This window comes from Methylobacterium sp. WL119 (assembly GCF_008039875.1).
Classification (GTDB): Bacteria; Pseudomonadota; Alphaproteobacteria; order Rhizobiales; family Beijerinckiaceae; genus Methylobacterium.
Genome location: NZ_VRUU01000033.1, coordinates 12,016 through 38,417 on the forward strand (window position 1 = coordinate 12,016; position 26,402 = coordinate 38,417).

Below are 26,402 nucleotides of genomic sequence, written 5' to 3' on the forward strand. Positions count from 1 at the left end.
CCTCGATGAGCCCGACGCATCGAGGCTTGGCCCCCGCGACCGCGGGGCGGCGGCTCTCCGCCGGACCTCACGGGTTCTCGCCCATGAGGTCCGGCATGAGCCGTCACGGCCCGAACCGGCTTCGGTAATCCTGCGGCAGCGCAGCGACGAGCCGCAGGAAGCTGCGGCGCATGGTTTCCTCCGAGCCGAAGCCGCAGGCCTGCGCGATGCGCTTCACCGGGCGCCTGGTCTCGGACAGCGCCCGTTGCGCCGCCTCCACCCGCAGGCGCTCCACCCCCTTGGCCGGCGTCAGCCCGGTCGCCGCGCGGTAGTGCCGGCCGAGGCTGCGCTCGCTCATGCCCGCCACCGCCGCCAGCGCCGGAAGCGAGAGGTCGCCGGCCAGGTTCTCCCGGATCCAGGCATGGAGGGCGTCGAACCGGTCGTCGCCGGCCTGGAGCGCGAGCGCCGCGCTGAACTGCGCCTGCCCGCCGGGGCGCTTGAGGAACATCACGAGATGGCGGGCGACGCCGAGCGCCAGCGCACGGCCGAGATCCTGTTCCACCAGCGCCAGCGCCAGGTCGATGCCGGCGGTGATCCCCGCCGAGGACCAGACTGGGCCGTCCTGCACGAAGATCGGGTCCGGCTCGACGCGCGCCAGCGGATAGAGCTCGGCGAGCCGCTCGCAATGGGCCCAGTGGGTGGCCGCCCGGCGCCCGTCGAGGAGCCCTGCCGCCCCGAGCAGGAAGGCGCCGGTGCAGACCGAGGCGACCCGCCGCGCCCGCGCCGCCCGCGCCCGCATCCAGTCGACGAGGTCCGCGTCGGCCGAGGCCGCGACGACGCCGGGGCCGCCGGCGACGATCAGCGTGTCGAGCGGGGCGTCGCGGTCGGGCAGGGGGTCGACCGCCAGCCGCAGGCCCGCGGACGAGGTCAGCGCGCCGTCGCCCCAGCCGACCACACGCGGCGCGTAGGGCCGCGAGCCCCGTGCCTGCTCGTTGGCCGTCGCGAAGACCTGCAGCGGACCGGCCACGTCGAGCAGTTGCACGCACGGAAAGGCCAGCACCTCGACGATGCGGGGCGATCCGGCATGGGTTCGAACGGTATGGGTTCGAGCGGCATCTGGCTGGAAACGAGGGTCGTCTGGCATCCCGGCCAGATCTTGAGGCTTTAGGGTGTCCCTGTCCACCACGGAGACCCCGCGATGATCCCCCCCGAGACCCACCTGCAGATCGGCTCGCTCCTGTTCGAGGGGCTGGACCAGATCGACCTCACCGGCCCGTTCGAGGTGCTGTCCCGCATCCCGAACGCGACCTACCGGATCTACGCCCCGACCGCCGAGAGCGTGCGCGACGTCCGCGGCCTGCGGCTCACCCCCGACGCGGCCTTGGCCGATGCGCCGCAGCTCGACGTGCTGCACGTGCCTGGCGGCTTCGGCCAGGAGGCGCTGATGCGGGACGAAGCCGTGCTCGGCTGGATCCGGCGGCAGGCGGGGGGAGCCGGGCACGTCTTCTCGGTCTGCACCGGCGCCCTGCTCCTCGGCGGTGCCGGGCTGCTCAGGGGGCGCCGGGCGACGACGCATTGGAGCGCCTTCGCGCTGCTGCCGTATTTCGGCGCGCAGCCCGTCGACCGGCGCGTCGTGGTCGACGGGTCGTGGGTGTTCGCGGCCGGCGTCACCGCGGGCATCGACGGCGCGCTGAGGCTCGCGGCCGAGCTGCGCGGCCCGGAGGTCGCCCAGGCGATCCAGCTCGGCATGGAATACGCCCCCGAGCCGCCCTTCGACAGCGGCACGCCGCGGACCGCCCCGGCCGCGATCCTCGAGCGGGCGCGCACCGGCGTCGCCGAGATCACCGCGCGGCGGGAGGCGACCGCACGCAGGGTCGCCGCCGAGCTCGGGATCGCCCTCCCCGCCGGCGGGTGAGGCTCGCCTCGATCACGCTAGCCGCACGGGCGCGGGCGACCCGCGACGCGGGTCGGTTCCGATGCACCGCCCCCGGAACCCGGTGACAAGCCCGCCATCCGCGCCTATCTGATCCGTCATGATGGATCAGGCCATGACCGACCCGCGACCGACCGAATCGAGACTGCGCATCGCCAAGTTCGGGATCGGCGCGGTGGTGCGCCACCGGATCTACCCGTTCCGCGGCATCGTGTTCGATGTCGACCCGGTGTTCGACAACACCGAGGATTGGTGGCTGGCGATCCCCGAGGAGGCGCGTCCGCGCAAGGATCAGCCGTTCTACCACCTGCTCGCCGAGAACGCCGAGACCGAGTACGTCGCCTACGTGTCCGAGCAGAACCTGGTGCCCGACACCTCGGGCGAGAGCCTGCGCCACGCCGGCATCCCGGAGATGTTCGAGCGCGACCCCGGCGGCACCTACCGCATGCGCGACCGCACCGCGAACTGACCGTTTCGGGACGCGCGCCGTCCGGTGCTCCGAGCGCCTTCGGGGCCTACGATCCCGTGACGTCGGCGCTCGTCGCCCTGCCGATTCCGGCGGCTTCCATCCGTGCCCAGGCGGCGGCGAGCGATCCGCCCTGGTCGATCGCCCGTGTCGCGTCCGCGACGACGGCGGCCTCGAAGCCTGCCGCGCGCGCATCGAGGGCGCTCCAGGCGACGCAGTAATCGGTGGCGAGCCCGCACAGGACCACGCGCCGGACGCCGCGCTCGCGCAGGTAGCCGGCGAGCCCCGTCGGCGTCCCGTCGGCCTCGACGAAGGCCGAGTAGCTGTCGACTCCGGGGCTCAGGCCCTTCCGCAGGACGAGGGCGGCGCCGGGCAGGTCGAGGCCGGGGGCGAGCGCCGCCCCGGCGCTGCCCTGCACGCAGTGGTCAGGCCACAGCACCTGCTCGCCGTAGGCCAGCCGCACCGTCTCGAACGGCGCCCGGCCCGGATGCGCGCTCGCGAACGAGACGTGCCCGGCCGGGTGCCAGTCCTGCGTCAGCACCAGGGTCCGGAACCGCGCGGCCAGCGCCCGGATCGGCGCGACGACGGCGTCGCCGTCGGGCACCGCGAGCGCGCCGCCGGGCAGGAAGTCGTGCTGCACGTCGACGACGAGCAGGGCCTCGGCCGCGCCGACCGTCACGGGCAGCCCCCGGCTTCGGCGGAACGGCGTCCGCCCGGGATCCTCCGATCCGGCGATCCCGGGATCACGGGACCATCACCGTCGAGCCGGTGGTCTCGCGGCCGGCGAGGTCGCGGTGGACCTGCTGGGCCTCCGACAGCTTGTAGGTCCGGTTGACCGGGATCCTGACCGCCCCGCTCTGCACCACCGAGAACAGGTTCTTCGCCATCTCGGCCAGGATCTCCGGGCGGCTCGCGTAGGTGAACAGGGTCGGGCGCGTCACGTAGAGCGAGCCCTTGGCGGCGAGCAGGCCGAGGTCGAGCGCCTTGATCGGGCCGGAGGCGGAGCCGAAGCTCGCGAGCAGGCCGAGCGGGGCCAGCGAATCGAGCGAGCCCATCAGCGTGTCCTGCCCGACGCCGTCGTAGACCACCGGGACGCCCTTGCCGCCGGTGATCTCGCGGACGCGGGCCGCCACGTCCTCTTCGCGGTAGAGGATGACGTGGTCGCAGCCGTGGGCGCGGGCGAGCTCCGCCTTGTCGGCCGAGCCGGCGGTGCCGATGACGGTGGCGCCGAGGTGCTTGGCCCATTGGCAGGCGATCAGGCCGACGCCGCCGGCGGCCGCGTGCCACAGGATCGTGTCGCCCGGCTTCACCGCATAGGTCCGGTGCAGCAGGTACTCGGCGGTGAGCCCCTTCAGCATCATGCCGGCGGCGGTCGAATCTTCGATCCCGTCCGGCACGTGCACGGCGGCCGAGGCCGCGATCAGCGGCTCCTCGGCGTAGGTGCCCTCCCCCGATCCGGTGGCGACCCGGTCGCCGACCGAGAACCCGGTCACGCCCTCGCCGACCGCCGTCACCGTCCCGGCGACCTCCTTGCCCGGGGTGAACGGCAGTTGCGCCGCCTTGTAGGCGCCGGAGCGGAAGTAGATGTCGATGAAGTTGACGCCGATCGCGCCGGCGCGGATGCGGATCTGGCCGGGGCCGGGCTGCGGCGTCGGCACGTCCTCGTAGGCCATCACCTCGGGGCCGCCGTAATCCTGAACGCGTATCGCCTTCGGCATCGTCGTCGCCTCTTCTTCGCGTGAGATCGTGCCCGGCGAGATAAGGGACGGGGCGCCCGGCGCAATGGCTTCGATCGGGGCGGGCGATACAGAGCGGGGCGCGCATCCCGGCGCCGCGAGCAAATCATCGATTCGGGGAGGGAACGCGATCGGCCCGGACGCGGTTGAGAGGCCCACGTCGCCGAGCATGCCTTGCAGTGGCCATGTTTCAATCTTAACTGAACCTGAACGAAAGGCTGATTCGTTCAGGCCGTCACGGGAAAGATGGAGGACAGCGATGCTGACCGGACCGTTCCAACGCCTGCCGGGGTCTTCCGAGGGATGGCAGTCCCTCGCTCACGAGCCCTGGCTGCTGCCGATCTCCGACGCCGCCTCCGAGCAGGCTTCCGACGTGGGTATCGCGGTTCGCCGGGCCGCGCGGCCCCTCTGGATCGCCGCCAACGGCCTCTGCTTCGCCCTGGCGCTCCTGCTGGCCGCCGAGACCTCGACCGGCTGGATGAGCGGCAACCGCGTCGCGGCGACGCCGAAGACCGTCGTCACCGCCAGCGCCTCCTGAGTCAGACCGTTTCGCGACGCGGGGCGGCGCCTGCCGGCGGCGTCTCCCGCGACGTCTCGGGCGCGAGCCCCTGCGCCGTCCGCAGGGTCGCGGCCATGGCCTGAAGCCGGGCCTGCGGATCGTCCGGCTGGATGACGCCGGCCGACATCACCAGCTTGGCCGCATCGTCCACGCTCATCCCGACCTCGATGATGTCGGTGCGCGGCAGGTAGAAGAAGAACCCCGTGGTCGGGTTCGGCGCGCAGGGCAGGAACACGCCGACATAGTCGCTGCGGCCGTCCTCCCCTGCTTCTCCCTTGCCGCCGGGAAGCGCCGCCTGGACGTCGGGCGCGGCCGGCGCCGACAGGAACACCACCGACCAGGTTCCCTTCACCGGGAACTCGACGAGGCCGACCGTGCGGAACGAGGTTCCGTTGGCGGAGAACAGCGTCTCGAAGATCTGCCGCAGGCCCTTGTAGAGCCCCGAGATCACGGGCGTGCGCGCCAGCAGCACCTCGCCGAACTCGATCACGCTGCGCCCGACGAGGTTCGCCGTGAGGAAGCCGAGCAGGGTCACCGCCACGAAGGCGATGAGCATGCCCAGCCCCGGGATCGAGAACGGCAGGTAATGGTCCGGCAGGTAGCTCGCCGGCACCAGCGGCTTCACGAACCCGTCGATCAGCGTGATGATCCACCACGTGATGTAGGCGGTGATCGCCAGCGGCCCCGCGACGATGATGCCGGTGAGGAAGTACGTCCGCAGCCGTCCGCGCGCGCTCACGCGGGGGCGGGGGCCCGCGGGATCCGGCTCGGGCGTCGGCAGCGTGGTCGGCGGTCTCACGGAAACCAGGGCAGCCCCCGAAGGCAAGGTCGCGAAGGCACGATGCCGGGCACGGCTCCGGTGCCCTCAGACCTACTCCCTCCGCCGGCCCGTCTCAAGGCCGCGGTTCGGCGACGAGACCGGGGCCGCGCGGCGCCGACCGTCGCGCGGCCCCGGCACGCCGGCGCAGGACGTAGAGCACGAGGCCGGTGATCGCGAGCAGCGGCATCATGAGCGCGGCGAGGCAGAAGACCAGGGCGAAGACCCCACCGAAGAAGCGCCCGCGATGGACCTCGAGCATGGACTCGGCGATCTGCCGGCCGAGCGCCTCGTCGGAGAAGCGCACGCGCGAGAGGCGGGTGCCGGTCGCGGCGTCGAAGGTCGATTCGTTGCGCGCCTTCGGGGCGTCGGACGCCGCGGCGATCCAGCGGATGCGGATCCGCGTCGCGTCGCGCCCCGGCAGCGTCACGGTCGCGAGCGCCGCCGACGCGCCCTCCTCCGCCCGGAACGCGGCCCAGGCCCTGTCCAGGGCGAGCGGGTTTTCGGTGCTCCCGACCGGGCGCGCCTCGCCTTGCCTCTCTCCCGCCTTGCGCCCGGCACGCGCCTCGGGCGCCTTGCCCGTGAGGAGCCGGGTCGCGGCCGACCTGTACGGCTCGTAGGACCACCACAGCCCCGTCAGCGCGATCACGGCGTAGACCGGCAGCAGCCAGGTGCCGGCGACGGCGTGGAGCGACCAGTAGCGCGGGCGCCCCGGCCGGCGCAGGCTCGGCCTCAGCCAGATCCGCCAGGCGTGGGCCTTGGGCCAGCGCAGGTACAGGCCGGTGGCGAGGAACGCGAGCAGCGCCACCGCCGCCGCCCCGGTGATCGTCCGACCCCAGCCCCTGCCCTCCCCGGGCAGGAGCAGCCACCGGTGCAGGCCGCGGATCGTCGCGAAGGTCGCCTCGCCGCGGATCTCGCCGCGCAGCGTGCCGTCGTAGGGATCGAGGTAGACCGAGGGCGGCCGCGCGCCGGACGTGTCGTCGGCGAAGCGCACGCGGGGGACGATCGCCGGGTCGCCGGCGATCGTCAGCGTGCTCACCCTCAGGCCCGGGCGCTGCGCGCCGACTCGCGCGACCAGCGCCTCCGGGCCGAGATGCGGCCGGTCCAGGACCGCGATCCGCGCACGGTCGGCATTGGCGAGATCGACGATGGCCTCCTCGTAGCTCATCATCGCGCCGGTGACGCCGACCACGGCGAGGACGAGACCGGCGGTGAGGCCGAGCGCCCAGTGCAGGCGGAACAGGACGGTGCGGAGGGGGACGGGCATCGCGGGCGGTACGTCATGAGAACGACGCGAAGTCAAGTCTTCCGGCGGGACCCCGAAATTCTCGACGCCGAATTACTACAATTCAGGGTAGTGTCCCCTCGCGTTGCTTGCCCGGCCATGGTCGAACGCCCCGAAACCCTTCGCCCGACACGGACGGACCGGAGGGCCGGGGCCGGTTCTTCGACCCGGCGCCGCCCGACGATCGCCCGGTCGCAGGCCGTCGAGTCGATTGCGCCCTCCGGCGGCCCCGCGTATACAAGGTCATTCCCCTTTTGAATGCGTGAGACGGGACTTTCGGATCGAGCGGTCCGGAGCCTGCGGACCGATGCCCGGCCCCGTCCGTCCACGCGTCGGTTTTGGAGCCCGTGCGAAATATGACCCAGGGTCCGCTGATGCCCAAGGCGACCGCCGTCTGGCTGGTCGAGAACACCTCGCTCGCCTTCGAGCAGATCGCCGATTTCTGCAAGCTGCACCCGCTGGAGGTGAAGGGCATCGCCGACGGCGAGGTCGCCGCCGGGATCAAGGGCTTCGATCCGATCACCGCGGGCCAGCTCACCCGCGACGAGATCGAGAAGGCGCAGAAGTCGCCGGCCTACAAGCTCAAGGTCGCGGTCTCGAAGGTGAAGCTGCCCGAGGTCAAGCGCACCACCAAGGGGCCGCGCTACACCCCGCTGTCGCGCCGCCAGGACCGCCCGAACGCGATCCTCTGGCTGCTGCGCAACCACCCCGAGCTGAAGGACGCGCAGGTGATCCGGCTCGTGGGCACCACCAAGTCGACGATCCAGCAGATCCGCGAGCGCTCGCACTGGAATTCCGGCTCGCTGCAGCCGATGGACCCAGTGACGCTCGGCCTGTGCACCCAGATCGACCTCGACTTCGAGGTCCAGCGCGCCGCCAAGGACCGGCCGGCCGCGCTCGCCGCCGATTCGGGAGCCTCGCTCCTGCCGACCGAGGTCTCCACCCGCGACGAGGCGCCCGAGGCCGACGAGCACCGCCACGGCGGCCGCGAGGAGCGGATCAACGCCGATTCGGTCTTCGCCAAGCTCAAGGGCGTCCGCCCGGCGGACGACGACGAAGACTAGATCGTACCCGGGGGTCTCAAGTCTCCGGACCGAAGGCGTGGGCCTGCTTCGAAGGAAGCGGACCCATTTTCGTGCCGACATCCGTTTCTGTTGAACTTCAGGGCCCGTTGCTGTAGAGAGCCGGCGTCCTTCCGGGCCGACCGCACGCGCGTGTTCTCGTGTTGCGCCGCGCCGCCCCGGGACGACCGCCCTCGGACACCGTACGAACGCGTCGGCAAGCCGATCCCATTTTCGGATCGGTCGCTCCCCCATCCGGAGCGGCAGCGGCAACGGGGGCGTTCGCAACACGAGCCGCCGACGTGAGGGCATCCCTTGAGGGAGCCCGTTCAGGAGACAGAATGACTGCTGGTACCGCTCTGCAGCGCGACGCCTACCGCGACGACTTCGCGGCGCTGCTCGAGGAATCGTTCCTCCAACACGAGATCACCGAAGGCTCCGTCGTCAAGGGTCGCGTCGTCGCGATCGAGAAGGACGTCGCGGTCATCGACATCGGCGCCAAGACCGAGGGTCGCGTCGCCCTCAAGGAATTCAACGGCCCCGGCCGCGAGGGCGAGCTCGCCGTCGGCGACGAGGTCGAGGTCTACGTCGACCGCATCGAGAACGCGCTCGGCGAGGCCGTCATCTCGCGCGACAAGGCGCGCCGTGAGGAGTCGTGGGTCAAGCTCGAGAAGGCCTTCGAGGCCAACGAGCGCGTCTCCGGCACGATCTTCAACCAGGTCAAGGGCGGCTACACCGTCGACCTCGACGGCGCCGTGGCGTTCCTGCCGCGCTCCCAGGTCGACATCCGCCCGGTGCGCGACGTGACCCCGCTGCTCGGCACCCCGCAGCCGTTCCAGATCCTCAAGATGGATCGCCGCCGCGGCAACATCGTCGTCTCGCGCCGCACCGTCCTCGAGGAGAGCCGCGCCGAGCAGCGCTCCGAGCTGGTGGCCAACCTCGAGGAGGGTCAGGTCATCGACGGCGTCGTCAAGAACATCACCGAGTACGGTGCGTTCGTGGATCTGGGCGGCATCGACGGCCTGCTCCACGTCACCGACATGGCGTGGCGCCGCGTGAACCATCCGTCCGAGGTCGTGACCATCGGCCAGACGGTCAAGGTCAAGATCATCAAGATCAACCACGAGACCCACCGCATCTCACTCGGCATCAAGCAGCTGCTCGCCGATCCGTGGGAGGGCATCGCCCAGCGCTATCCGGTCGACGCCAAGCTCAAGGGCCGCGTCACCAACATCACCGACTACGGCGCCTTCGTGGAGCTCGAGCCGGGGATCGAGGGCCTGATCCACGTCTCCGAGATGAGCTGGACCAAGAAGAACGTCCACCCCGGGAAGATCGTCTCCACCTCGCAGGAAGTGGAAGTGCAGATCCTCGAGGTCGATCCGGTCAAGCGCCGCATCTCGCTCGGCCTCAAGCAGACCCTGCAGAACCCGTGGGAGGCCTTCAACGAGAAGCATCCCGTCGGCTCCGAGGTCGAGGGCGAGGTCAAGAACAAGACCGAGTTCGGCCTGTTCATCGGCCTGGAAGGCGACGTCGACGGCATGGTCCACCTGTCGGACCTCGACTGGAACCGTCCCGGCGAGCAGGTGATCGAGGAGTTCAAGAAGGGCGACATGGTCAAGGCGCAGGTTCTCGACGTCGACGTCGAGAAGGAGCGCATCTCGCTCGGCATCAAGCAGATCGGCGGCGACCCCTTCGCGGAGGCCGGCGACGTCAAGAAGGGCCAGATCGTCACCTGCGAGGTCGTCGAGGTGAAGGATTCGGGCATCGAGGTGAAGATCGTCGACACCGACATGTCGACCTTCATCCGCCGCGCCGAGCTCGCCCGCGACCGCGGCGACCAGCGCCCCGAGCGCTTCGCCGCCGGCGAGAAGTTCGACGCCCGCGTCATCCAGTTCGACCGCAAGGCGCGCCGCGTCCAGCTGTCGATCAAGGCGCTGGAAGTCGCCGAGGAGAAGGAGGCGATGGCCCAGTTCGGCTCCGCCGATTCGGGTGCCTCGCTCGGCGACATCCTCGGTGCAGCCTTCAAGAAGGCCCGCACCAGCGACGACGTCGAGGAGAAGTAGTCCGGTCCATGCCGGCCGCCCGGTCCATCCGGGCGGCCGTCAGGTCCCGGTCGATCGAAGGCCCGCGCCGGACACCCGTCCGGCGCGGGCCTTTCGTTTGGCGGGGCAAGACGATCCGGCGGCCCATGACAGGCGCGGCGCAACCGCAAGGCGATGCGGTTTTGGCCCCCTGCGCCCCTTGCCGGTCCGTGTCCGGCAGGGCTAGAACACCGCTCGCGGGCAACCGCCCGGCGCCCACGAGCTCAAGCCTGCCAAGGACTTGGTCTGTACCGCTGCCTAAGGTGCGGACCGCGTCGCGGCACGTGAGCCTCGTGCGCCCTGCCCCGGGCATCGGTCTGCGGGTGGGCTGAGAACCGGCCGGCCCGCGCGGCCGGGACCGTGAGGGAGCAGACCATCGCATGGCAGCCGACGCCGAACTCCTGATCGACCGGCGGCGGCTGCGCCGCAAGCTGTCCCTGTGGCGCGTCGTCGGCATCGGCGGCCTCGTCGTCGCCGTCGGCGCGGTCGGCCTGCGGGTCCGCGCCGGAACGGAGGGCGGGCTGTTCGGTGCGGTGAAGCCGCAGATCGCCCGCATCTCGATCTCGGGCTTCATCTCCGGCAGCGAGGCCACCGCCAAGCTGATGAAGCGGGTCGGCGAATCCGCTGCCGTCGAGGGCGTGGTGGTCTCGATCAACTCGCCCGGCGGCACCACCACCGGCTCCGAGGAGCTGTTCCGCAACTTGCGGGCGCTGGCCGAGAAGAAGCCGATCGTCGCCTTCGTCGACGGCACCGCGGCCTCGGGCGCCTACATCACCGCGATCGCCGCCGACCACATCGTCGCGCGCGAGACCTCGCTCGTCGGCTCGATCGGCGTGCTGTTCCAGTATCCGGACGTGTCGGGGCTGCTCGACAAGGTCGGCGTGAAGGTCGAATCGGTGAAGTCCTCGCCGCTCAAGGCCGAGCCGTCGGGCTTCACCCCGACCTCGCCGGAGGCGCGCGCCGCCCTCGCGGCGGTGGTCGGCGACACCTACGCCTGGTTCAAGAACCTCGTGGCCGAGCGGCGCGGGATGGACGGCGCCCAGGTCGCCACGGTCTCCGACGGCCGGGTGTTCAGCGGCCGCCAGAGCGTGCCGCTGAAGCTCGTGGACGAGCTCGGCAGCGAGCGGCAGGCGATCGCCTGGCTCGAGAGCGCGCGCAAGGTGCCCAAGAACCTGCCGGTGACCGACTGGAAGCCGGCTTCCGGCCAGGGCTTCGGCCTGTTCTCGGCGCTCGGCCTCGGTGCCGACCTCCTCGGGCTCGACGGCCTGTCCGCCCGGTTGGCCGAGGCCGGGGCCGAGGCGAGGGCCGTCACCCGGGGCGGCATGCTCGTGCTGTGGCGCCCGAGCCCGTCCGCCGCGCCCTGATTGGTGCGATCCATCAGGATTCGCGCCCCGGAACTTCGAGAAGACCAGACGCCATGATCAAGTCGGAGCTCGTCCTCAAGATCGCCGAGCAGAACCCGCACCTCTACCAGCGGGACGTCGAGACGCTGGTCAACGCGATCCTCGACACGATCGCCGACGCGCTGGCACGGGGCGACCGGGTCGAGCTGCGCGGCTTCGGCGCGTTCTCGGTGAAGCGCCGGGATGCGCGCCGCGGGCGCAACCCGCGCACGGGTGCGGCCGTTGCCGTGTCGGAAAAGGCCATCCCCGTGTTCAAGACCGGCAAGGAGATGCGCCTGCGCCTCAACGCGGCCGGGATCGGCGAGAGCCAGTCCGCGGCCGAGTAGGGCGCCGCGGGATGCCGGGCGGCCGCGTCGCCGCCGGTGCGGCGGATCGCGGATGGCCCCTCGGGCCATCCGCAGCACGGTTAAGAACGGTTCGGAGAGATCGATGGTCCGCTTCCTCAAGAGTCTGGTGCTGCTGCCCATCGCGGTCCTGGTGATCCTGCTCGCGGTCGCCAACCGCGATCCCGTCCGCCTCTCGCTCGATCCGTTCTCGCCCGATCCGGTGTTCAGCGTGACGCTTCCCCTCTACGCGATCCTGTTCGGCGCCGTGGCGCTCGGCATCGTCGTCGGCGGCATCTTCGCTTGGCTCGGGCAGGGCAAGGCGCGCCGCCAGGTCCGCCACCGCGGCCGCGAGATCCGCCGGCTCGAAGGCGAGACCGAGCGGCTGAAGGCCTACGCCCCGCCGGAGCCCGGCACCGGCCTGACGCTGCCGGGGCGGACCGCGCTGCCGGCCCCGCGCTGACGCGCGATTCCGGTTCTCGGGCCATGTCGATTCGCGTCAAGATCTGCGGCCTGAGCACGCCCGAGACGCTGGCCGCCGCGCTGGAATCCGGGGCCGACTGGATCGGCCTCGTGCGGTTCGAAAAGAGCCCGCGCCATGTCGGCCTCGACACGGCCCGCGCCCTGTCCGAGCAGGCCCGCGGCAGGGCCGAGCGCGTCGTGCTGCTGGTCGATCCGGACGATGCCGCGCTCGCCGCCGCGATGGAGGCGATCGATCCCGACCTGATCCAGCTGCACGGCTCCGAGACCCCGGAGCGCGTCGGCGAAATCCGCCGCCTCGCCGGCCGCCCGGTGATGAAGGCCATCGGCGTCGCGACCCGCGCCGACCTCGATCGGATCGCGGCCTACGCCGTCGCCGACCGCTTGCTCCTCGACGCCAAGCCGCCGCCCGGAGCCGCGCTGCCCGGCGGCAACGGCCGCGCCTTCGATTGGGATCTGCTCGCCGGGGCGGACCTTCCCGCCGGCTGGATGCTGTCGGGCGGCCTCGACGCGGTCAGCGTCGCCGCGGCGCTCGCCCGCACCGGCGCCACCGCGGTCGACGTCTCCTCGGGCGTCGAGGCGGGGCCGGGCGTGAAGGATCCCGACCGCATCGCCGCCTTCGTCAGGGCGGCCCGCGCGGGGGGCTGAGCCGGGATCAGCCCGCTCGCAGATCGGCGAGGGATCGCCGCTGCCGCCCGTCTTCGAAAAAGTTGTCGGGGGCGAGCCAGGCCCCGAACGCCGCCCTCACCCGGGGCCACTCGGCGTCGGTGACCGAGAACCAGGCGGTGTCGCGCGAGCGGCCCTTCACCACGACGGCGTTGCGGAAGACGCCCTCGAAGGTGAAGCCGTAGCGCAGGGCCGCCGCGCGCGAGGGCGCGTTGAGGGCGTCGCACTTCCACTCGTAGCGGCGGTATCCGAGCTCGTCGAAGGCGCGGGCCATCATCAAGGCCATGGCCTCGGTCGCGGCGGGCCGCCGCGCCAGCAGGGCCGAGAAGTGCAGGTGCCCGACCTCGATGACGCCGTTGGCCGGATCGATGCGCAGGTACGACGCGATCCCGACCGCCCGGCCGGTGCCGGCATCGACGACCGCGTGGAACAGCGGGTCGGCGCCGGCCGCCATCGCCGCCAGCTCGGCCCGGTAGGCCCCCTCCGTCTCCGGCAGGGTGTTGCCGAGATAGGTCCAGCCCCGCCGGTCCGGCGCCGCGGAGAAGGCCGAGAACAGGTCGGCGCCATGGCGCTCCGCATCGAGCGGCTCGACCCGGCAGGTGCGTCCCTGCATCGCCTCCCGCGGCGGCAGCGGGCGCGGGCGCCAGTCGGGCAGGGCCGGCCCGATCGGCTGGCCGAAGCTGTTCTCGCGCGCGCTCATCGTCCGCTCCGTTCCTGCACCAGGTCGGCCATGTGTGCTGACATGTCCGCCGCCATATCCTCCCGGCCGCCCGCCGCGCGAAAACCCGCGACCACGCCGGCGCGGTCGGCCTCCGGCCGGTTCTGGCTGAGCTTCCACTTGCCGGCGATGCGCGCGACCGGGATCTCGATCCCGACGATGCCCTTCACCTGCGCGTCGGTGAAGGGTCTGGGCGCGTCGTCCACCGACCAGGGCTCGGGCCGCGACGCCTCGCGCTGGTCGGTGAGTTCGGCGATCTGGCGGCGGAGCCAGTGGGGGTCGTCGACCACAAGCGGCCGACCCCAGGCGTGGACGGTGGCGTAGTTCCAGGTCGGCACCACCTTCCCGGTCTCGCGCTTGGTCGCGTACCAGGACGGGGTGACGTAGCCCTGGGGACCCTGGAACACCACGAGGCATTCCGCGACCTGCGCCAGCTCGCGCCATTGCGGGTTGGCCCGCGCCAGGTGCGCGCGCAGCGTCCCCCGTTCGGACGCCGCGCCGTCGATCAGGAACGGGATCGGGTTCGCCATCAGGCCCCCCGGACCGGCGGTGACCAGGAGCCCGAGGGGATGGGCGCGGATCAGGGCATGCTGCGCCCCGAGGTCGTCCTCTCGGAAATGCGGTGGCTGGTACATCGCGGCGCTCCGGACCGGTGGAGGCCCGTGCTTGACCGATCTCCGGTCCAGGCAAAAGATCCGGTTTCACGCAAGCGACTGGACCACTTCGTGCGCAAGGACCCGGAGAGGGAAACGGCGGGGGCGAGCCCTCCCGGGGACGCGAGCGCCCTCCCCCTCGTGCTCGATCTCGCGCCCGGCGGGGCGCTGCCGCTGCAGGCGCGCATCGGCGACGCGCTTCGCCGGGCGATCCTGGAACGCCGGATCGCCCGCGGCGCCCGCCTTCCCGGCTCGCGGGCGCTGGCCGAGGATCTCGGATGCGCCCGCGGCACCGTGCTGGCCGCGCTGGAGCAGCTGGTAGCCGAGGGCTACCTGACGGCGCACGGGGGCTCCGGCACCCGCGTGGCCGCCATCCTCCCCGACGACACCCTCGCCGTCGCGAGCCCGCCCCAGGCCGCAGGGTCCTTCCCGGCACCGCCCGTGCTGTCGCGGCGCGGGACGGCCCTGATGGCGTCGTCGGCGCGGGCGTGGTTCTCCGCGCCTGTTGCGCCGGATGCCTTCGCCCTCGGGCGGCCGGCCGCCGACGCCTTCCCGTTCGCGACCTTCGGGCGCCTGCTCCAGACCGAGTGGCGCGACGGCGCCCCGCCGCCCCATCCCCTCGGCGACCCGCGCCTGCGCGCCGCCACCGCGGCCTACCTCGCCGCCACCCGCGGCGTCGCCTGCACAGCCGACGAGGTGATCGTGACGGCGGGCATCCGCCAGAGCCTGCGGCTGCTGGCCCAGCTGCTGCTCGATCCGGGCGAGACGGCTCTGGTCGAGGATCCGGGGTTTCCCGGCATCGCGTCGGCGCTGGCGGAGGCCGGCCTGCGCCCCGCCCCCGTCCCGGTCGGGCCGGGCGGCCTCGCGATCGACCGGGCGGGCGCCGCCATGGGCGCGCGCCTCGCCGTGGTGACCCCGGCGCATCACTATCCGCTGGGCCACGCCATGAGCCTCGAGAACCGGCTGGCGCTGCTCGCCTGGGCCGAGGCCACAAGCGCCTGGATCGTCGAGGACGATTACGGCGGCACGTACCGCTATGCCGGCCGGCCGCTGCCGCCGCTGCGCGCCCTCGACCGGACCGGACGGGTGATCTACGCCGGCAGCTTCTCCAAGGTGCTGCTGCCGGCGCTGCAGCTAAGCTACCTCGTGCTGCCGCAGGGGCTCGCCGGCCCGGTCCAGCGGGCGCTCGCGGAGACCGGGCCGGCGCCCTCCGGCCTCGGCCAGGGCGCGCTCGCCCGCTTCATCGACGAGGGCCATCTCGGACGCCACCTGCGCCGGACGCGGAAGCTCCATGCCGGGCGGCAGGCCGCCCTGCTCGACGCCGCCCGCGACCGGGCCGCGGGCCTGCTCGACGTCGCGCCGCTGGAGGGCGGGATGCACCTGGTCGCCCGCCCCGGTCCGGACTGGCCGCCCCGGCTCGGCGACGCCGCGGCCGTCGCCGCCCTGGCGCAGGCCGGCATCGCGGCCGTGGCGCTCTCGGCCTACCATGCCGACCCGATGACGGCCGAGCCGGGCCTGCTGCTCGGCTACGCCGCCGTGCCCGAGCGCGCCATCGCGCCGGCGGTGACGCGCCTGGCGACGACTCTGTGGGCCGCCGGCGGGGGATGAGGCGACGTGGCCCGCGCCTTGCCATCCGCACCGCGCGCCTGTGCTATCATCCCGAATCCGGCTTTAGAGGGTTCGACAACCGACCGATGCGGCACCAACGAGCCGACCGGATTGTCCCTCATGGTTTTCGGAGTTACATAAACCCGTGACGGCGGTCTGGGACGAGGCGAAGCGGCAGGCGAACCTGCTCAAGCATGGGCTCGACTTCGCCGAGTTCGAGGCCGCTTTCGATGGCGAGGATGCCGTCTACCTGCCCGCGCAGCCGAGCCGCACCGGCCGCATCCGCTACAAGATCATCGGTCGATGGCGGGACCGGTTGGTCGTCGTCGTGATCGTCTCGCCATTGGGGGCGGAAGCCATCGCCCTGGTGAGTTTGCGCTACGCCAATCCGAAGGAAAGGGCCGTCCATGATCGTCTCGGATCGCAAGACAGACGCGCCGGCATTTTCCCAGGCGGATTGGGATGAGGTCTCCGACAACCCCGACCTGACGGACGTGGAACTCGCCGCGTTGAGACCGGCTCGCGAGCTGCCTCCGGATATCTACGCCGCGCTTCCGAGAAACCGCGGCGGACGCCCGCGGGCCGCGTCGCCCAAGGTGCAACTCACGCTTCGGATCGATCGCCGTGTGCTCGATGCCTACAAGGCGACCGGTCCCGGTTGGCAGACCCGCATGCATGACGTGCTGGCCCGCATCGTGGATGATCCAGGCGCAGGTCCGCATGTGGAAGCCGATACGGCGCGTGAGGCGGGGATTTATCGGCGGACGGGATCGGACCGAGGGGGCGCCGTCGCAGCCGGTCAGCCGTTTCCGCCTTCGCAGGACGCCGAGTGTGGTCCCTCCGGCCGGAAGAAGGCCTGATCGGGCCGATCGTCCGCGTTTCCCCCTTAGGCCGCCGCCTCGGCCCTCACCGGCTGCGGCCCGGCGCGGTAGGCGGCCGACGCCTCCTCCGTGCGCCAGCAGGCGGCGAGGTGCCCGTCGCCGACGCTGAGCGAGGGCGGCGTCTCGCGGCACTTGTCGATCGCGAGGAAGCAGCGCGGGGCGAACGGGCATCCGGCCGGGCGGTTGGCGAGGTCCGGCGGGCTCCCCGGGATCGTCTGGAGCCGCGCGCCTTTGGCCAGCGCCCCCTCCGCGCGGCTGCGCAGCAGGCCGATCGTGTAGGGGTGGTGCGGATCGAGCACGACCTGGTGCGCGGTGCCGGTCTCGACGATGCGGCCGGCATACATCACCGAGATCCGGTCGGCGACCTCGACGGCGGCGCCGAGGTCGTGCGTCACCAGGATGATCGACAGGCCGAGATCGCGCTGCAGCTCGCGCAGCAGCAGCAGGATCTGGATCTGCACCGTGGCGTCGAGCGCCGTGGTCGGCTCGTCGGCAAGCAGCACCTGCGGCCGGCAGGCGAGCGCCAGCGCGATCATCGCGCGCTGGCGCATCCCGCCGGACATCTCGTGCGGGTAGGCGTCGAGGCGCCGCTCCGGGCTCGGGATGCGGACGCGCTCGAACAGCGCGAGCGCCCGCTGCCGGGCTCCCGCCGCATCGATCTTTTCGTGGCGGCGGATCGCTTCCGTGATCTGGCGGCCGACGGTGTAGACCGGGTCGAAGGCGAGCAGCGGCTCCTGGAAGATCATCGAGGCGACGTGCCCGCGGAAATCCGCCAGCTCGCGCTTCGACAGCGCGAGCACGTCGCGGCCCGCCACCGAGATCCCGCCCCGCGTGCGGCTGCGCCCTTCCGGGAAGAGGCGCAGGATCGCGCGCAGCGTCACGCTCTTGCCCGAGCCCGACTCGCCGATCAGCGCCATGGCCTGGCCGCGCTCGAGCCGCAGGTCGACCCCGTCGACCACCTCGACCTTGCCGAAGCCGACCTTGAGGTCGGTGAGCTCGACCGCGGGGGGCGACGCGTTCATGTCCGCGCTCATCTTCGCGCTCATGCCGCCACCTGCTCGGCAGCGGGAGCAAGGGAATGGCCCGAGCCCGGCTGGCGCGCGAGGCAGGCGGCCTGATGCAGCGGCGCGATCGGGGCGAGCGGCGGCGTCACGCCGGAGCAGACCGGCTCGGCGAGCCGGCAGCGCGGATGGAAGCGGCAGCCGTCCGGCGGGTCGATCGGGTTCGGCGGATCGCCGGTGAGCAGGGCGGCCTCGGTGCGGTTGTCGGGATCGAGCGACGGCATCGAGGCGAGCAGCGCCTGGGTGTAGGGGTGGGCGGGCTCGGCCAGCACCGTGTCCGAGGGGCCGAGCTCGGCGACGCGGCCGAGATACATCACCATCACCCGGTCGCAGATGAAGCGCACCACGTTGAGGTCGTGGCTGATGAACAGGTAGGTCAGCCCGAACTCCGCCTTGAGGTCGAGGAGCAGGTTGAGCACCTGCGCCTCCACCGACTTGTCGAGGGCCGAGACCGCCTCGTCGAGGAGGATCAGCCGCGGCTCCAGCGCGAGGGCGCGGGCGATGTTGACCCGCTGGCGCTGGCCGCCGGACAGCTCGTGCGGGTAGCGGCCGGCGAAGCGCTTCGGCTCCAGGCCGACGCGGGCCAGCAATCCGCGGGCACGCTCGATCGCCTCGCGGCTGCCGACCCCGTTGACCGTCGGCCCGAAGGCGATCGAGGCCTCCACCGTCATCCGCGGGTTGAGCGAGGCGTAGCTGTCCTGGAACACCATCTGCACCTGGCGGCGATAGGTCCGCCACGGCATCGCGCGGCTGCCCACCGCCTCGCCGTCGAACAGCATCTCGCCCTGGTCGCGCTCGATCAGGCCCATCAGGAGCTTGGCCGTCGTCGACTTGCCGCAGCCGGATTCGCCGACGATCCCGAGGGTCTCGCCCTTGAGCGCCGAGAAGTCGACGCCGTCGACGGCGCGCACGACCGACTTCTTGCCGCCGACGCCCTTGCGCACCGGGAAGTGCTTGACGAGGCCGGAGACCGACAGGAGCGGCTGGGCCGGGCCGCCGCGGTCGCGTAGCGAAGCGGTCGCGAGGTCGGCGGGCTGGACGATGACGCTCATGAGTGTTGCCCTGGGCGCTGATGCCGCGACGGCGATCCGCCCCGTGGGCGGCGACGCGCGGGCGCGCTCGCCGACGTCGGGCGGATGAGAGGGGGGCGGTGCCGAGCCGTGGGGATCACTGGCGGATCTCCATGGCGCTGCGCAGGCCGTCCGAGAACAGGTTGAACGAGATCGAGACGATGAAGATCGCCAGCCCCGGCAGCGCCGCCACCGTCGGGTTGACGTAGATCGCGGTGCGCAGCGTGTTGAGCATCAGGCCCCATTCGGGCTCCGGCGGCCGCACGCCGAGGCCGAGGAAGGACAGGCCCGAGGCCAGGATCATCGAGACCGAGATCAGGCCGGTGGAGTAGACGAAGATCGGCCCGACCACGTTGCCCAGCACCTGCACCCGCATGATCGTCAGCGCCGAGGCGCCCGAGAGGCGGGCCGCGTCGATGTAGTCGCGCGCGCGGATGCCGGTGGTGACGCTCTCGGAGATCCGCGCGATCTGGGGCACGAACACGCAGGTGAGCGAGACGATGGCGTTGAAGATGCCGGCGCCGAGCGCGCCCGAGAGCGCGATGGCGAGCAGCACCGAGGGGAAGGCGAAGAACACGTCGATGGTGCGCATCAGGATCGTGTTGGTCCAGCCGCCGACGTAGCCGGCGACGATGCCGATCGACGACCCGATCACGAAGGCGATCAGCACCGGCGTCACGCCCATGAACAGCGACAGCCGGGCGCCGACCATCAGGCGGCTCAGCATGTCGCGGCCGAGCTCGTCCGAGCCGAGCCAGTAGGTCGCGTCGCCGACCGGCTTCAGGCGGCGCAGCATCGAGCCGCGATACGGGTCCATCGGCGTGATCCACGGCGACAGGATCGCGACGACGACGATGGCGAGGATCACCAATCCGGCGGCGATCGCCACGGGGTCGCGCACGAGGCGGTGGCCGACATGGCCCCAGTAGCCGCGGGAGGCGACGAAGGCGTCGGGCTCGACCTCGGACGCCGCGGGGGCGATGCCGCCGTCGAGGGCCATGGTGGCGGCGGTGACGGGTGCGGTCATGACGTCATGCTTTCCTCGGGCTCAGGCCCGCTCGATGCGCGGATCGAGTGCGGTCTGCATCACGTCCACGAGGAGGTTGAGGGCGACGAAGAACATCGCCAGCACCAGGATCGAGCCCTGGAGCAGGGGCAGGTCGCGCTGGAAGATCGCGGCGTTCAGGAGGAAGCCGGTGCCGGGCCAGGCGAACACCGTCTCGATCAGGATCGAGCCGCCGAGCAGGTAGCCGAGCTGCAGGCCCATGATCGCGAGCGCCGTCGGCGCGGCGTTGCGGACCACGTGCTTGAACACGCCGACCTCGTCGAGGCCCTTGGCGCGCAAGGCCTCGACGAAGTCCTGGGCGAGGATGTCGGCCACCAGCGCCCGCACGGTGCGGGCGATGATGCCCATCGGGATCACCGACATCGTGACGGCGGGCAGGATGATGAAGCGCAGGTGCTCGAGATCGGGCCGCCAGTTGCCGGAGCCGTCGGGCCCGGCGCCGGTCGGCGGCAGCCAGCCGAGGTTGGCCGAGAACACGATCACCATCACCATGCCGAGCCAGTAATGCGGCACCGAGACGCCGAAGACCGAGATCGCGGAGGCGACCCGGTCGAGGATCGAGTTGCGGTGATAGCCGGCGACGAACCCGAACAGGGTGCCGAAGGTGAAGCCGATCAGCGTCGCGACCGAGGCGAGGATCAGGCTGTTGACCACCGCGCGCGAGACCTCGCCGAGCACCGGCCGGCCGGTGGCGATCGAGACGCCGAGGTCGCCGTGCAGCACGTGCCAGAGCCAGATCGCGTACTGCACCGGCAGCGGCTTGTCGAAGCCGTAGGCGGCGCGCATCTCGTCGATGGTCGCCTGCGTCGCGTCCGCCGGCAGGATCGCGCTGAGGGGATCGCCCGGCGCGAGGTGGACCAGCAGGAAGCAGACCAGGCTGACCCCGAACGCCACGGGCGTCACGGCGACGAGGCGCTTAAGGATGTAGAGCAGCATCGGATCCGGGTGTCCTTGTTCCGATGACCGGGGGGGCGAGCGTGGGCCGGCCCCTCCCCCGCGACGGGGGGAGGGATCGCGTCAGCGCCCCGCGGTCGCGATGGTGATGTTCGAGAAGTCCTGGAACCAGTTCTGCGCCTGGACGAAGCCCTTCACCTTCGGGCTCATCGCCCGCGGGTTCACGTCGTGCGTGATCATGATGAACAGCGCGTCGTCGACGAACTTCTCATGGACCTTCTCCAGCACCGCCGTCTGCTCGGCCTTGTCGAAGGTGTTGCGGACCTGGTCGAACAGCTTGTCCATCGCCGGGTCGGAATAGTAGCCCCAGTTGGTGCCGTTCGGCGGCGCGAAGTTGCTCTGGAGATGCCGGATGAAGCCGGTGAACGGGTCCTGGATGAAGTACGAGTAGTTGATGCCCGTCACGCCGCGCGAGATGTCGGCCTTGGCGCCGGCGCGCCAGATGTTGATCAGCGTGTTCCACTCGACCACCTCGTAGTCGACCTGGATGCCGACCTCGGCGAGGTTCTGCTGCACGAACTCGTTCATCGGCAGCGGCTGCATCTGGCCGGAGCCGGAGGCCGAGATCGCGATCTTGGTCTTCAGGGGCTTGTTCGGCCCGTAGCCGGCTTCCGCGAGCAGCTTCTTGGCCGCGGCCGGATCGTAGGTCACCTTGAAGGTCGGGTGGCCGAACCACTGGTGGCCGGGCGGGAAGAAGCCGGTGGCCGGCACCGCGAGGCCGCCGAGCAGCTCCTTCAGGCCCTCGCGGTCGATGGCGAGGTTGGCGGCCTTGCGCACGCGCACGTCGTTCCAGGGCGAGCCCTCGACCCGCGACAGGTGCCAGGTCCAGTTGTGGGGATAGGTGTTGGTGACGATGGTGAAGCCGGCGCCCTTCAGCGAGGCGACGGCGTCGGGCGCGGGCGCCTCGATCCAGTCGACCTGGCCGGAGCGGAGCGCCGCGACGCGGGCGTTGGCCTCGGGCAGCGGCACCAGCACGAGCTTGTCGAGCTTGGGCACGCGGGCCTTGTCCCAGTACGCCTTGAAGGGGACCATCTCGGCGCGCTCGCGCGGCGCGAACAGGGTCAGCTTCCACGGGCCGGTGCCGGACGGGGTCTTGGCGAAGGCGTCCCAGCTCCGCCCGAGCTTCTCCCACTGGGCGGGCGAGGACATCATCACCCAGGCGATCTGGTAGGGCAGCGTCGCATCCGGCGCCTTGGTGACGATCTCCACGGTCAGCGGGTCGACCACGCGATAGCTCGCCACCGCCGGGATGCGGGTGCGGCCTTGAGCCGACTGGCGCGGATCGTATTGCGGGCTGTCGTTCTTCAGCAGCTTGTCGAGGTTCCACACCACGGCGTCGGCGGTGAAGTCGGAACCGTCGTGGAACGTCACGCCGGGGCGCAGCTTGAACGTCCACTTGGTCTTGTCGGCGGCGTCCACCGCCCAGCTCTCGGCCAGCCCCGGCACGAGGTCGGAGGGCTTGGTCGCCGAGGACAGGTCCCAGTTGATGAGCCCGTCGTAGACCGTGTAGCCCATGAAGCGCATGCCCTCGCCGCCGTTGTCGGCCTGGCCGGTGGTCAGCGGGATGTCGGAGGCGGTCATGCCGATCCGGAGCGTGCCCTGCGCCATCGCGGCGGAGGGCGCCTGGGCCGACAGCGCGAGGGCGCCGGCGAACGCCGCACGGGCGGTGAAGTTCTTCATCGAGCGAAACGGCATGTCGGGCGGGTCTGCTCCGTGAGGCGGGCCCCCGCGACGGGGCGCCCGAGAGGACGCCCGGCTCCATGCAAGCGCGCGGCCAGACCGGCGCTGGGGTGTCATTCTTTATTCAATTGCACCGGAGGCGCGGATCGGCGGGGGGGCCTACCCGTCGATCAGGCTCACATGCGCGGCGACCACCCGCCAGCCTTCGGGAAACCGCACCCAGGTCTGGCTCTGGCGCCCGATCCGACCCGGCGCGCTCTCGCGGAAGAACAGGGTCATCGCGGTGGCGAAATCCCGCCCGTAGGTGGTGATCACCGTCTCGGACAGGGTCCGCTCCAGGCCGACGGGCGAGCGCGCCCGGCGGAAGGCGCGGATCGCGTCCATGCCGTAGAGGTTCTCGCCCCCGCCGTAGCGGATGGTGCGGGGATCGTCGCGGAACAAGGCCTCGAGCACCGGCACGTCGTTCTCCGTCAGCGCGGTCTCGTAGGCGCGGAACGCCGCCTCGACCTCGGCCTTCACCGCGAAATCGTCGACCACCATCACGTCAGCTCCGCGATCGGGGCGCGGACGATGCCGAGCCGTTCCAGCACCCGCGCCACGCGCAGCGCCACGTCCTCGCGCCAGGGCGCGGCGATGATCTGCACTCCGAGGGGCAGCCCGCCGTCGAGCCAGACCGGCACCGCCGCCACCGGCAGGCCGATGAACGAGATCGGCTGGGTGAACACGCCGATATTGGCCCGCACCGGCAGGGAGACGCCGTCGAGGGTGAAGTGCGTCTGTCCGCGCGGCGGCGCCCGGCAGGGGGTGGACGGCGCCAGGATCACATCGACGTCCGCGAACAGGTCGGCCACCGCGCCGCGGTACCAGCGCCGGAAGCGCTGCGCCCGCTCGACGAAGGGCGCCGGCAGCATCGCGCCGGCGATGAGGCGGTCGCGCACCGCCGGATCGAAGTCCTCCGGCCGGGTCCGGAGACGGTCGAGGTGGAGCGCGGCGCCCTCGGCCGCGGTGATCAGGTAGGCCGCCGCCCGGGCGCGGGCGGCTTCCGGGATCTCGACGACCCGCGTCGCGGCGAGCGCCCGCGCCGCCACCTGGACCGCGGCGAACGCCTCCGGGTCGCCGCCGCGGGCGAAGTAGCCGCCGGCCACGGCGATGCGGAGGTCGCCGAGGCCGGAATCCAGCCCCGGCAGGACGGGCTCCGCGGCCCGCGCGGTCGCCGCAGCGTCGTCCGGGTCGGGACCCTGCATCGCGTCGTAGGCGAGGGCCAGGTCGGTCACGCTGCGCGCCATCGGCCCGAGATGGTCGAGGCTGTTCACGAAGGGGAAGCTGCCGGCCCGGGTCAGGCGGCCGTAGGTGGGCTTGAGCCCGAAGCAGCCGCAGAAGGCCGAGGGCACCCGGATCGAGCCGTTGGTGTCGGAGCCGAGCGTCAGCGGCACCAGGCCGGCGGCGATCGCCGCGCCCGAGCCGCCCGACGAGCCGCCGGTCATGTGGCCGGCCCCGTGCGGGTTGCGGCTGTCGCCGTCGTGCACGTTCTCGCCGGTGAAGTCGTAGGCGTACTCGCCCATGTTGAGCGCGCCGACGAGGACCGCGCCGGCCGCCTCCAGCCGGCGCACCAGGGCGCCGTCGCGCGCGGCCGGCGCCCGCTCGCGGTTGATCGTCGATCCCGCCCGCGTCGGCAGGCCGGCGCAGTCGATCAGGTTCTTCACCGCGAAGGGCACGCCGGCGAGCGGCCCCGACGCCGCGCCGGCGGCCCGCCGCGCATCCACGGCGTCGGCGGCGGCCAGGGCGCGCGCGGCCGTCACGTCGGTGAAGGCGTTGACCGCCGGGTCGACCCGGCCGATCCGCGCCAGCGTCGCCTCGATCACGCTGCGGGCCCGGACGCGCCCCTCCGCGACGCCGGCGGCGATCGAAGCGGCGTCGGCGCGGCTCCAGTCGGTGCTCTGCTCCACCATCGCCTCAGGCCTCGAAGACCGGGGCCGCCTCGGCCTCGTCGGGCAGCGGGAAGCCGCCGACGAGGTCCGCCGCGGCGGCCAGGACCCGGAGGTTGGCGATCACCGGCGCGACCCAGGCGGGATCGAGGCGCAGCCCGAGCAGCGGGGCCGCGGCGGCGGCGAAGGCGTCGAGATCCGGCGGCGGTGCATCGCGGGTCGTCATCGGGCATCCTCATCGAACGATCGGACCTCGAGCGGGCAAGGGCCGCGCCAAGCCGCCCCGCTGGGCCGGACGCCTGAATTGCTCATCGAATAGGCATAATCCGGTCAATCGCGTCTGCCTACGAGATAGGCAATCGGCGGCTGCCACGCCCATCGTGGACGCAGGGCCGGTCAACCGGCGCCGAGCGTCACCGGCGCGATCGCGGCGAAGACGCAATCCTCCGGCGTGCCGTCCTCGTGCACGAGCATCGCGAAGGTGCCGGGCGCCGAGACCGTCATCAGGTGCGCGTGCCAGGCGCCGGCGCGGTAGTTGATGCCGGCCTGCCCCGGCACCCGGAAGGCGCGGATCGCGGCCTCGTCGGGCCGCCCGTCGCGGTCGGGCGCCACCACGACGAGGTAGGAATCCACCGCGAGCGGCAGGAAGGCCTGGCTCGAATGCGGATGCCGCTCCAGGCGGGTCAGCGGCATCAGGCCGGCGAACGGCTCGCTGCGGATCAGGGCGAGGTTGGCGGAGACGCCCGCGCGCCGGTTCTCGATCGGGCTCGCATGGTCCTGCCGCGGCCCCGCCGCGGGCGCGGCGAGCAGGTCGGCGAAGGGCCGCAAGGCAACCTCGTCCATCGGTTCGATCGGGATCGTGCGCATCGTCCGTCCTGGCTTCGTGCCCGGCTTCGCGGCACGGGGCCGAGCTTCCGCGGCTCGCCTCGGCGGTCAAGCGGGATTCGGGCCGGCTTGCGTATGGCCGAGGGCGGGTTTGCGGGGCCGAGGGCCGCGGCGGGGTTGACGGCGGAGGCGGCTGCGTCGTTGCGTCCCCGAGCCTTCAGACCGCCCGAGCAGACCCGTTGACCGATCCCCGCCCCTATCCCCGCGACCTCGTCGGCTACGGCCGCAACCCGCCGGCCGCCGACTGGCCGGACGGCGCCCGCATCGCGGTGCAGATCGTGCTGAACTACGAGGAGGGCGCCGAGAACTGCATCCTGCACGGCGACCCCGCGTCCGAGGCGTTCCTGTCCGAGATCGTCGGCGCGCAGCCCTGGCCGGGGCAGCGCCACATGAACATGGAATCGCTCTACGAGTACGGCGCGCGGGCCGGGTTCTGGCGGCTGTGGCGGCTGTTCACCGCCCGCGGGATTCCCGTCACCGTGTTCGGCGTGGCGCACGCGCTGATGCGCAACCCGGAGGCCGTCGCGGCGATGCGCGAGGCCGCGTGGGAGATCGCCAGCCACGGCCTCAAGTGGATCGACATGCGCGACGCCTCCCGGGCGGAGGAGGCCGCCGCGATGGACGAGGCGATCCGCATCCATGCGGCGGTGACGGGCTCGGCGCCCGAGGGCTGGTACACCGGCCGCTCCTCGATCCACACGCTGGAGCTCGGCCTGGAGCGCGGCTTCACCTACCTGTCGGATTCCTACGCCGACGACCTGCCCTACTGGCTGACGGGCGCGGGGCGCACCGGCCTCGTGGTGCCCTACACCCTCGACGCCAACGACATGCGCTTCGCGAGCCCCCAGGGCTTCAATTCCGGCGACCAGTTCTTCGCCTACCTGCGCGACAGCTTCGACGTGCTCTACGCCGAGGGCGCGACGGCGCCCAAGATGATGTCGGTCGGCCTGCATTGCCGCCTCGTCGGCCGCCCGGGACGGATGGCGGCGCTGGCCCGCTTCCTCGACCACGTCGCCGCGCACGACCGGGTCTGGCTCGCCCGCCGCGTCGACATCGCCCGGCACTGGATCGCCCGCCACCCAGCGCCGTGACGGCCTGATTCGTGCTCC

At 72.1% G+C, this 26,402-nt stretch carries 28 protein-coding genes and 1 pseudogene; 13 read left to right on the forward strand and 16 right to left on the reverse strand.

Annotation, left to right across the window (positions count from 1 at the left end; all coding sequences use genetic code 11):
• Window positions 1-103: 103 nt before the first annotated feature.
• Window positions 104-1,123: a GlxA family transcriptional regulator gene (locus FV227_RS13725; protein WP_147859187.1), complete on the reverse strand. Its 1,020-nt coding sequence runs from the start codon at window positions 1,121-1,123 to the stop codon at window positions 104-106.
• A gap of 54 nt (window positions 1,124-1,177) precedes the next feature.
• On the opposite strand from FV227_RS13725, the gene FV227_RS13730 reads away from it, so the two are divergent.
• Together FV227_RS13730 and hspQ are read left to right on the forward strand one after the other, a co-directional pair.
• Window positions 1,178-1,894: a DJ-1/PfpI family protein gene (locus FV227_RS13730; RefSeq protein WP_147728591.1), complete on the forward strand. Its 717-nt coding sequence runs from the start codon at window positions 1,178-1,180 to the stop codon at window positions 1,892-1,894.
• 133 nt (window positions 1,895-2,027) lie between these two features.
• Window positions 2,028-2,381, forward strand: a complete 354-nt coding sequence (gene hspQ, locus FV227_RS13735) for a heat shock protein HspQ (protein ID WP_147728590.1) — start codon at window positions 2,028-2,030, stop codon at window positions 2,379-2,381.
• A gap of 46 nt (window positions 2,382-2,427) precedes the next feature.
• Here hspQ and FV227_RS13740 read toward each other — a convergent pair whose 3' ends face one another.
• A complete protein-coding gene (locus tag FV227_RS13740; RefSeq protein ID WP_147728589.1) occupies window positions 2,428-3,057 on the reverse strand; it encodes a nicotinamidase in 630 nt (209 codons plus the stop codon).
• Between the two features lie 64 nt (window positions 3,058-3,121).
• Window positions 3,122-4,096, reverse strand: coding sequence for a quinone oxidoreductase (locus tag FV227_RS13745; protein ID WP_147728588.1), 975 nt, complete (start codon window positions 4,094-4,096; stop codon window positions 3,122-3,124).
• Window positions 4,097-4,373: 277 nt separating this feature from the next.
• Here FV227_RS13745 and FV227_RS13750 point away from each other — a divergent pair, with 277 nt between their 5' ends.
• On the forward strand, window positions 4,374-4,652 hold the full coding sequence (locus FV227_RS13750; protein WP_147728587.1) for a hypothetical protein: 279 nt from the start codon (window positions 4,374-4,376) through the stop codon (window positions 4,650-4,652).
• Between the two features lies 1 nt (window position 4,653).
• Here the strand turns inward: FV227_RS13750 and FV227_RS13755 are convergent, their stop codons facing one another.
• Window positions 4,654-5,412: a DUF502 domain-containing protein gene (locus FV227_RS13755; protein ID WP_187274798.1), complete on the reverse strand. Its 759-nt coding sequence runs from the start codon at window positions 5,410-5,412 to the stop codon at window positions 4,654-4,656.
• A gap of 154 nt (window positions 5,413-5,566) precedes the next feature.
• Entirely contained in the window at window positions 5,567-6,757 is a 1,191-nt protein-coding gene (locus tag FV227_RS13760; RefSeq protein ID WP_147859188.1) for a PepSY-associated TM helix domain-containing protein, read from the reverse strand.
• Window positions 6,758-7,131: 374 nt separating this feature from the next.
• On the opposite strand from FV227_RS13760, the gene FV227_RS13765 reads away from it, so the two are divergent.
• The 6 genes from FV227_RS13765 (at window position 7,132) to FV227_RS13790 (ending at window position 12,774) form a co-directional block, all read left to right on the forward strand.
• Window positions 7,132-7,839, forward strand: a complete 708-nt coding sequence (locus tag FV227_RS13765; protein ID WP_147727603.1) for a cell cycle transcriptional regulator TrcR — start codon at window positions 7,132-7,134, stop codon at window positions 7,837-7,839.
• 338 nt (window positions 7,840-8,177) lie between these two features.
• Window positions 8,178-9,902, forward strand: coding sequence for a 30S ribosomal protein S1 (gene rpsA / locus FV227_RS13770; RefSeq protein WP_147727602.1), 1,725 nt, complete (start codon window positions 8,178-8,180; stop codon window positions 9,900-9,902).
• 398 nt (window positions 9,903-10,300) lie between these two features.
• Complete coding sequence (sppA, locus tag FV227_RS13775) at window positions 10,301-11,284, forward strand: signal peptide peptidase SppA (RefSeq protein ID WP_147727601.1); 984 nt, start codon at window positions 10,301-10,303, stop codon at window positions 11,282-11,284.
• Between the two features lie 53 nt (window positions 11,285-11,337).
• On the forward strand, window positions 11,338-11,649 hold the full coding sequence (ihfB, locus tag FV227_RS13780; protein ID WP_147727600.1) for an integration host factor subunit beta: 312 nt from the start codon (window positions 11,338-11,340) through the stop codon (window positions 11,647-11,649).
• A 103-nt stretch (window positions 11,650-11,752) separates the two neighbouring features.
• The gene (locus FV227_RS13785) at window positions 11,753-12,109 is read left to right on the forward strand and encodes a LapA family protein (RefSeq protein ID WP_147727599.1); all 357 of its coding nucleotides are present in this window, start codon (window positions 11,753-11,755) and stop codon (window positions 12,107-12,109) included.
• Between the two features lie 23 nt (window positions 12,110-12,132).
• Window positions 12,133-12,774, forward strand: coding sequence for a phosphoribosylanthranilate isomerase (locus FV227_RS13790; protein WP_147727598.1), 642 nt, complete (start codon window positions 12,133-12,135; stop codon window positions 12,772-12,774).
• 7 nt (window positions 12,775-12,781) lie between these two features.
• Here the strand turns inward: FV227_RS13790 and FV227_RS13795 are convergent, their stop codons facing one another.
• Together FV227_RS13795 and FV227_RS13800 are read right to left on the reverse strand one after the other, a co-directional pair.
• The gene (locus tag FV227_RS13795) at window positions 12,782-13,492 is read right to left on the reverse strand and encodes a GNAT family protein (RefSeq protein WP_147727597.1); all 711 of its coding nucleotides are present in this window, start codon (window positions 13,490-13,492) and stop codon (window positions 12,782-12,784) included.
• The gene (locus FV227_RS13800; protein WP_147727596.1) at window positions 13,489-14,145 is read right to left on the reverse strand and encodes an FMN-binding negative transcriptional regulator; all 657 of its coding nucleotides are present in this window, start codon (window positions 14,143-14,145) and stop codon (window positions 13,489-13,491) included. The genes FV227_RS13795 and FV227_RS13800 overlap by 4 nt, the downstream gene beginning before the upstream one ends.
• 90 nt (window positions 14,146-14,235) lie before the next feature.
• Between FV227_RS13800 and FV227_RS13805 the strand changes: the two genes are divergently transcribed.
• The 3 genes from FV227_RS13805 (at window position 14,236) to FV227_RS13815 (ending at window position 16,631) form a co-directional block, all read left to right on the forward strand.
• A complete protein-coding gene (locus FV227_RS13805) occupies window positions 14,236-15,771 on the forward strand; it encodes a PLP-dependent aminotransferase family protein (RefSeq protein WP_246686437.1) in 1,536 nt (511 codons plus the stop codon).
• A 145-nt stretch (window positions 15,772-15,916) separates the two neighbouring features.
• Window positions 15,917-16,237, forward strand: a complete 321-nt coding sequence (locus FV227_RS13810; RefSeq protein WP_147727491.1) for a BrnT family toxin — start codon at window positions 15,917-15,919, stop codon at window positions 16,235-16,237.
• Window positions 16,179-16,631, forward strand: coding sequence for a BrnA antitoxin family protein (locus FV227_RS13815; protein ID WP_147727492.1), 453 nt, complete (start codon window positions 16,179-16,181; stop codon window positions 16,629-16,631). The genes FV227_RS13810 and FV227_RS13815 overlap by 59 nt, the downstream gene beginning before the upstream one ends.
• A gap of 26 nt (window positions 16,632-16,657) precedes the next feature.
• Here the strand turns inward: FV227_RS13815 and FV227_RS13820 are convergent, their stop codons facing one another.
• From FV227_RS13820 to FV227_RS13860, 9 genes are all read right to left on the reverse strand, one after another.
• Complete coding sequence (locus FV227_RS13820; RefSeq protein ID WP_147727498.1) at window positions 16,658-17,674, reverse strand: ABC transporter ATP-binding protein; 1,017 nt, start codon at window positions 17,672-17,674, stop codon at window positions 16,658-16,660.
• A gap of 20 nt (window positions 17,675-17,694) precedes the next feature.
• A complete protein-coding gene (locus FV227_RS13825) occupies window positions 17,695-18,765 on the reverse strand; it encodes an ABC transporter ATP-binding protein (RefSeq protein ID WP_147727493.1) in 1,071 nt (356 codons plus the stop codon).
• A 115-nt stretch (window positions 18,766-18,880) separates the two neighbouring features.
• Window positions 18,881-19,810: an ABC transporter permease gene (locus FV227_RS13830; protein WP_147727494.1), complete on the reverse strand. Its 930-nt coding sequence runs from the start codon at window positions 19,808-19,810 to the stop codon at window positions 18,881-18,883.
• 21 nt (window positions 19,811-19,831) lie between these two features.
• Window positions 19,832-20,785, reverse strand: a complete 954-nt coding sequence (locus FV227_RS13835) for an ABC transporter permease (protein WP_147727495.1) — start codon at window positions 20,783-20,785, stop codon at window positions 19,832-19,834.
• 81 nt (window positions 20,786-20,866) lie between these two features.
• The gene (locus FV227_RS13840; RefSeq protein ID WP_147859189.1) at window positions 20,867-22,498 is read right to left on the reverse strand and encodes an ABC transporter substrate-binding protein; all 1,632 of its coding nucleotides are present in this window, start codon (window positions 22,496-22,498) and stop codon (window positions 20,867-20,869) included.
• 144 nt (window positions 22,499-22,642) lie between these two features.
• Window positions 22,643-23,023 carry an oxalurate catabolism protein HpxZ gene (gene hpxZ / locus FV227_RS13845; RefSeq protein ID WP_147727497.1) on the reverse strand — a complete coding sequence of 127 codons (381 nt, stop codon included), beginning with the start codon at window positions 23,021-23,023 and terminating at the stop codon, window positions 22,643-22,645.
• The gene (locus tag FV227_RS13850; protein WP_147859190.1) at window positions 23,023-24,432 is read right to left on the reverse strand and encodes an AtzE family amidohydrolase; all 1,410 of its coding nucleotides are present in this window, start codon (window positions 24,430-24,432) and stop codon (window positions 23,023-23,025) included. Before FV227_RS13850 ends, hpxZ begins: the two co-directional genes overlap by 1 nt.
• A 4-nt stretch (window positions 24,433-24,436) precedes the next feature.
• Window positions 24,437-24,634, reverse strand: a complete 198-nt coding sequence (locus FV227_RS13855; RefSeq protein ID WP_147729047.1) for a DUF4089 domain-containing protein — start codon at window positions 24,632-24,634, stop codon at window positions 24,437-24,439.
• Between the two features lie 170 nt (window positions 24,635-24,804).
• Complete coding sequence (locus FV227_RS13860) at window positions 24,805-25,275, reverse strand: ureidoglycolate lyase (protein ID WP_147729046.1); 471 nt, start codon at window positions 25,273-25,275, stop codon at window positions 24,805-24,807.
• 197 nt (window positions 25,276-25,472) lie between these two features.
• Between FV227_RS13860 and puuE the strand changes: the two are divergent.
• Window positions 25,473-26,381, forward strand: a pseudogene (puuE, locus tag FV227_RS13865) (allantoinase PuuE); the annotation flags it as partial.
• Window positions 26,382-26,402 lie beyond the last annotated feature (21 nt).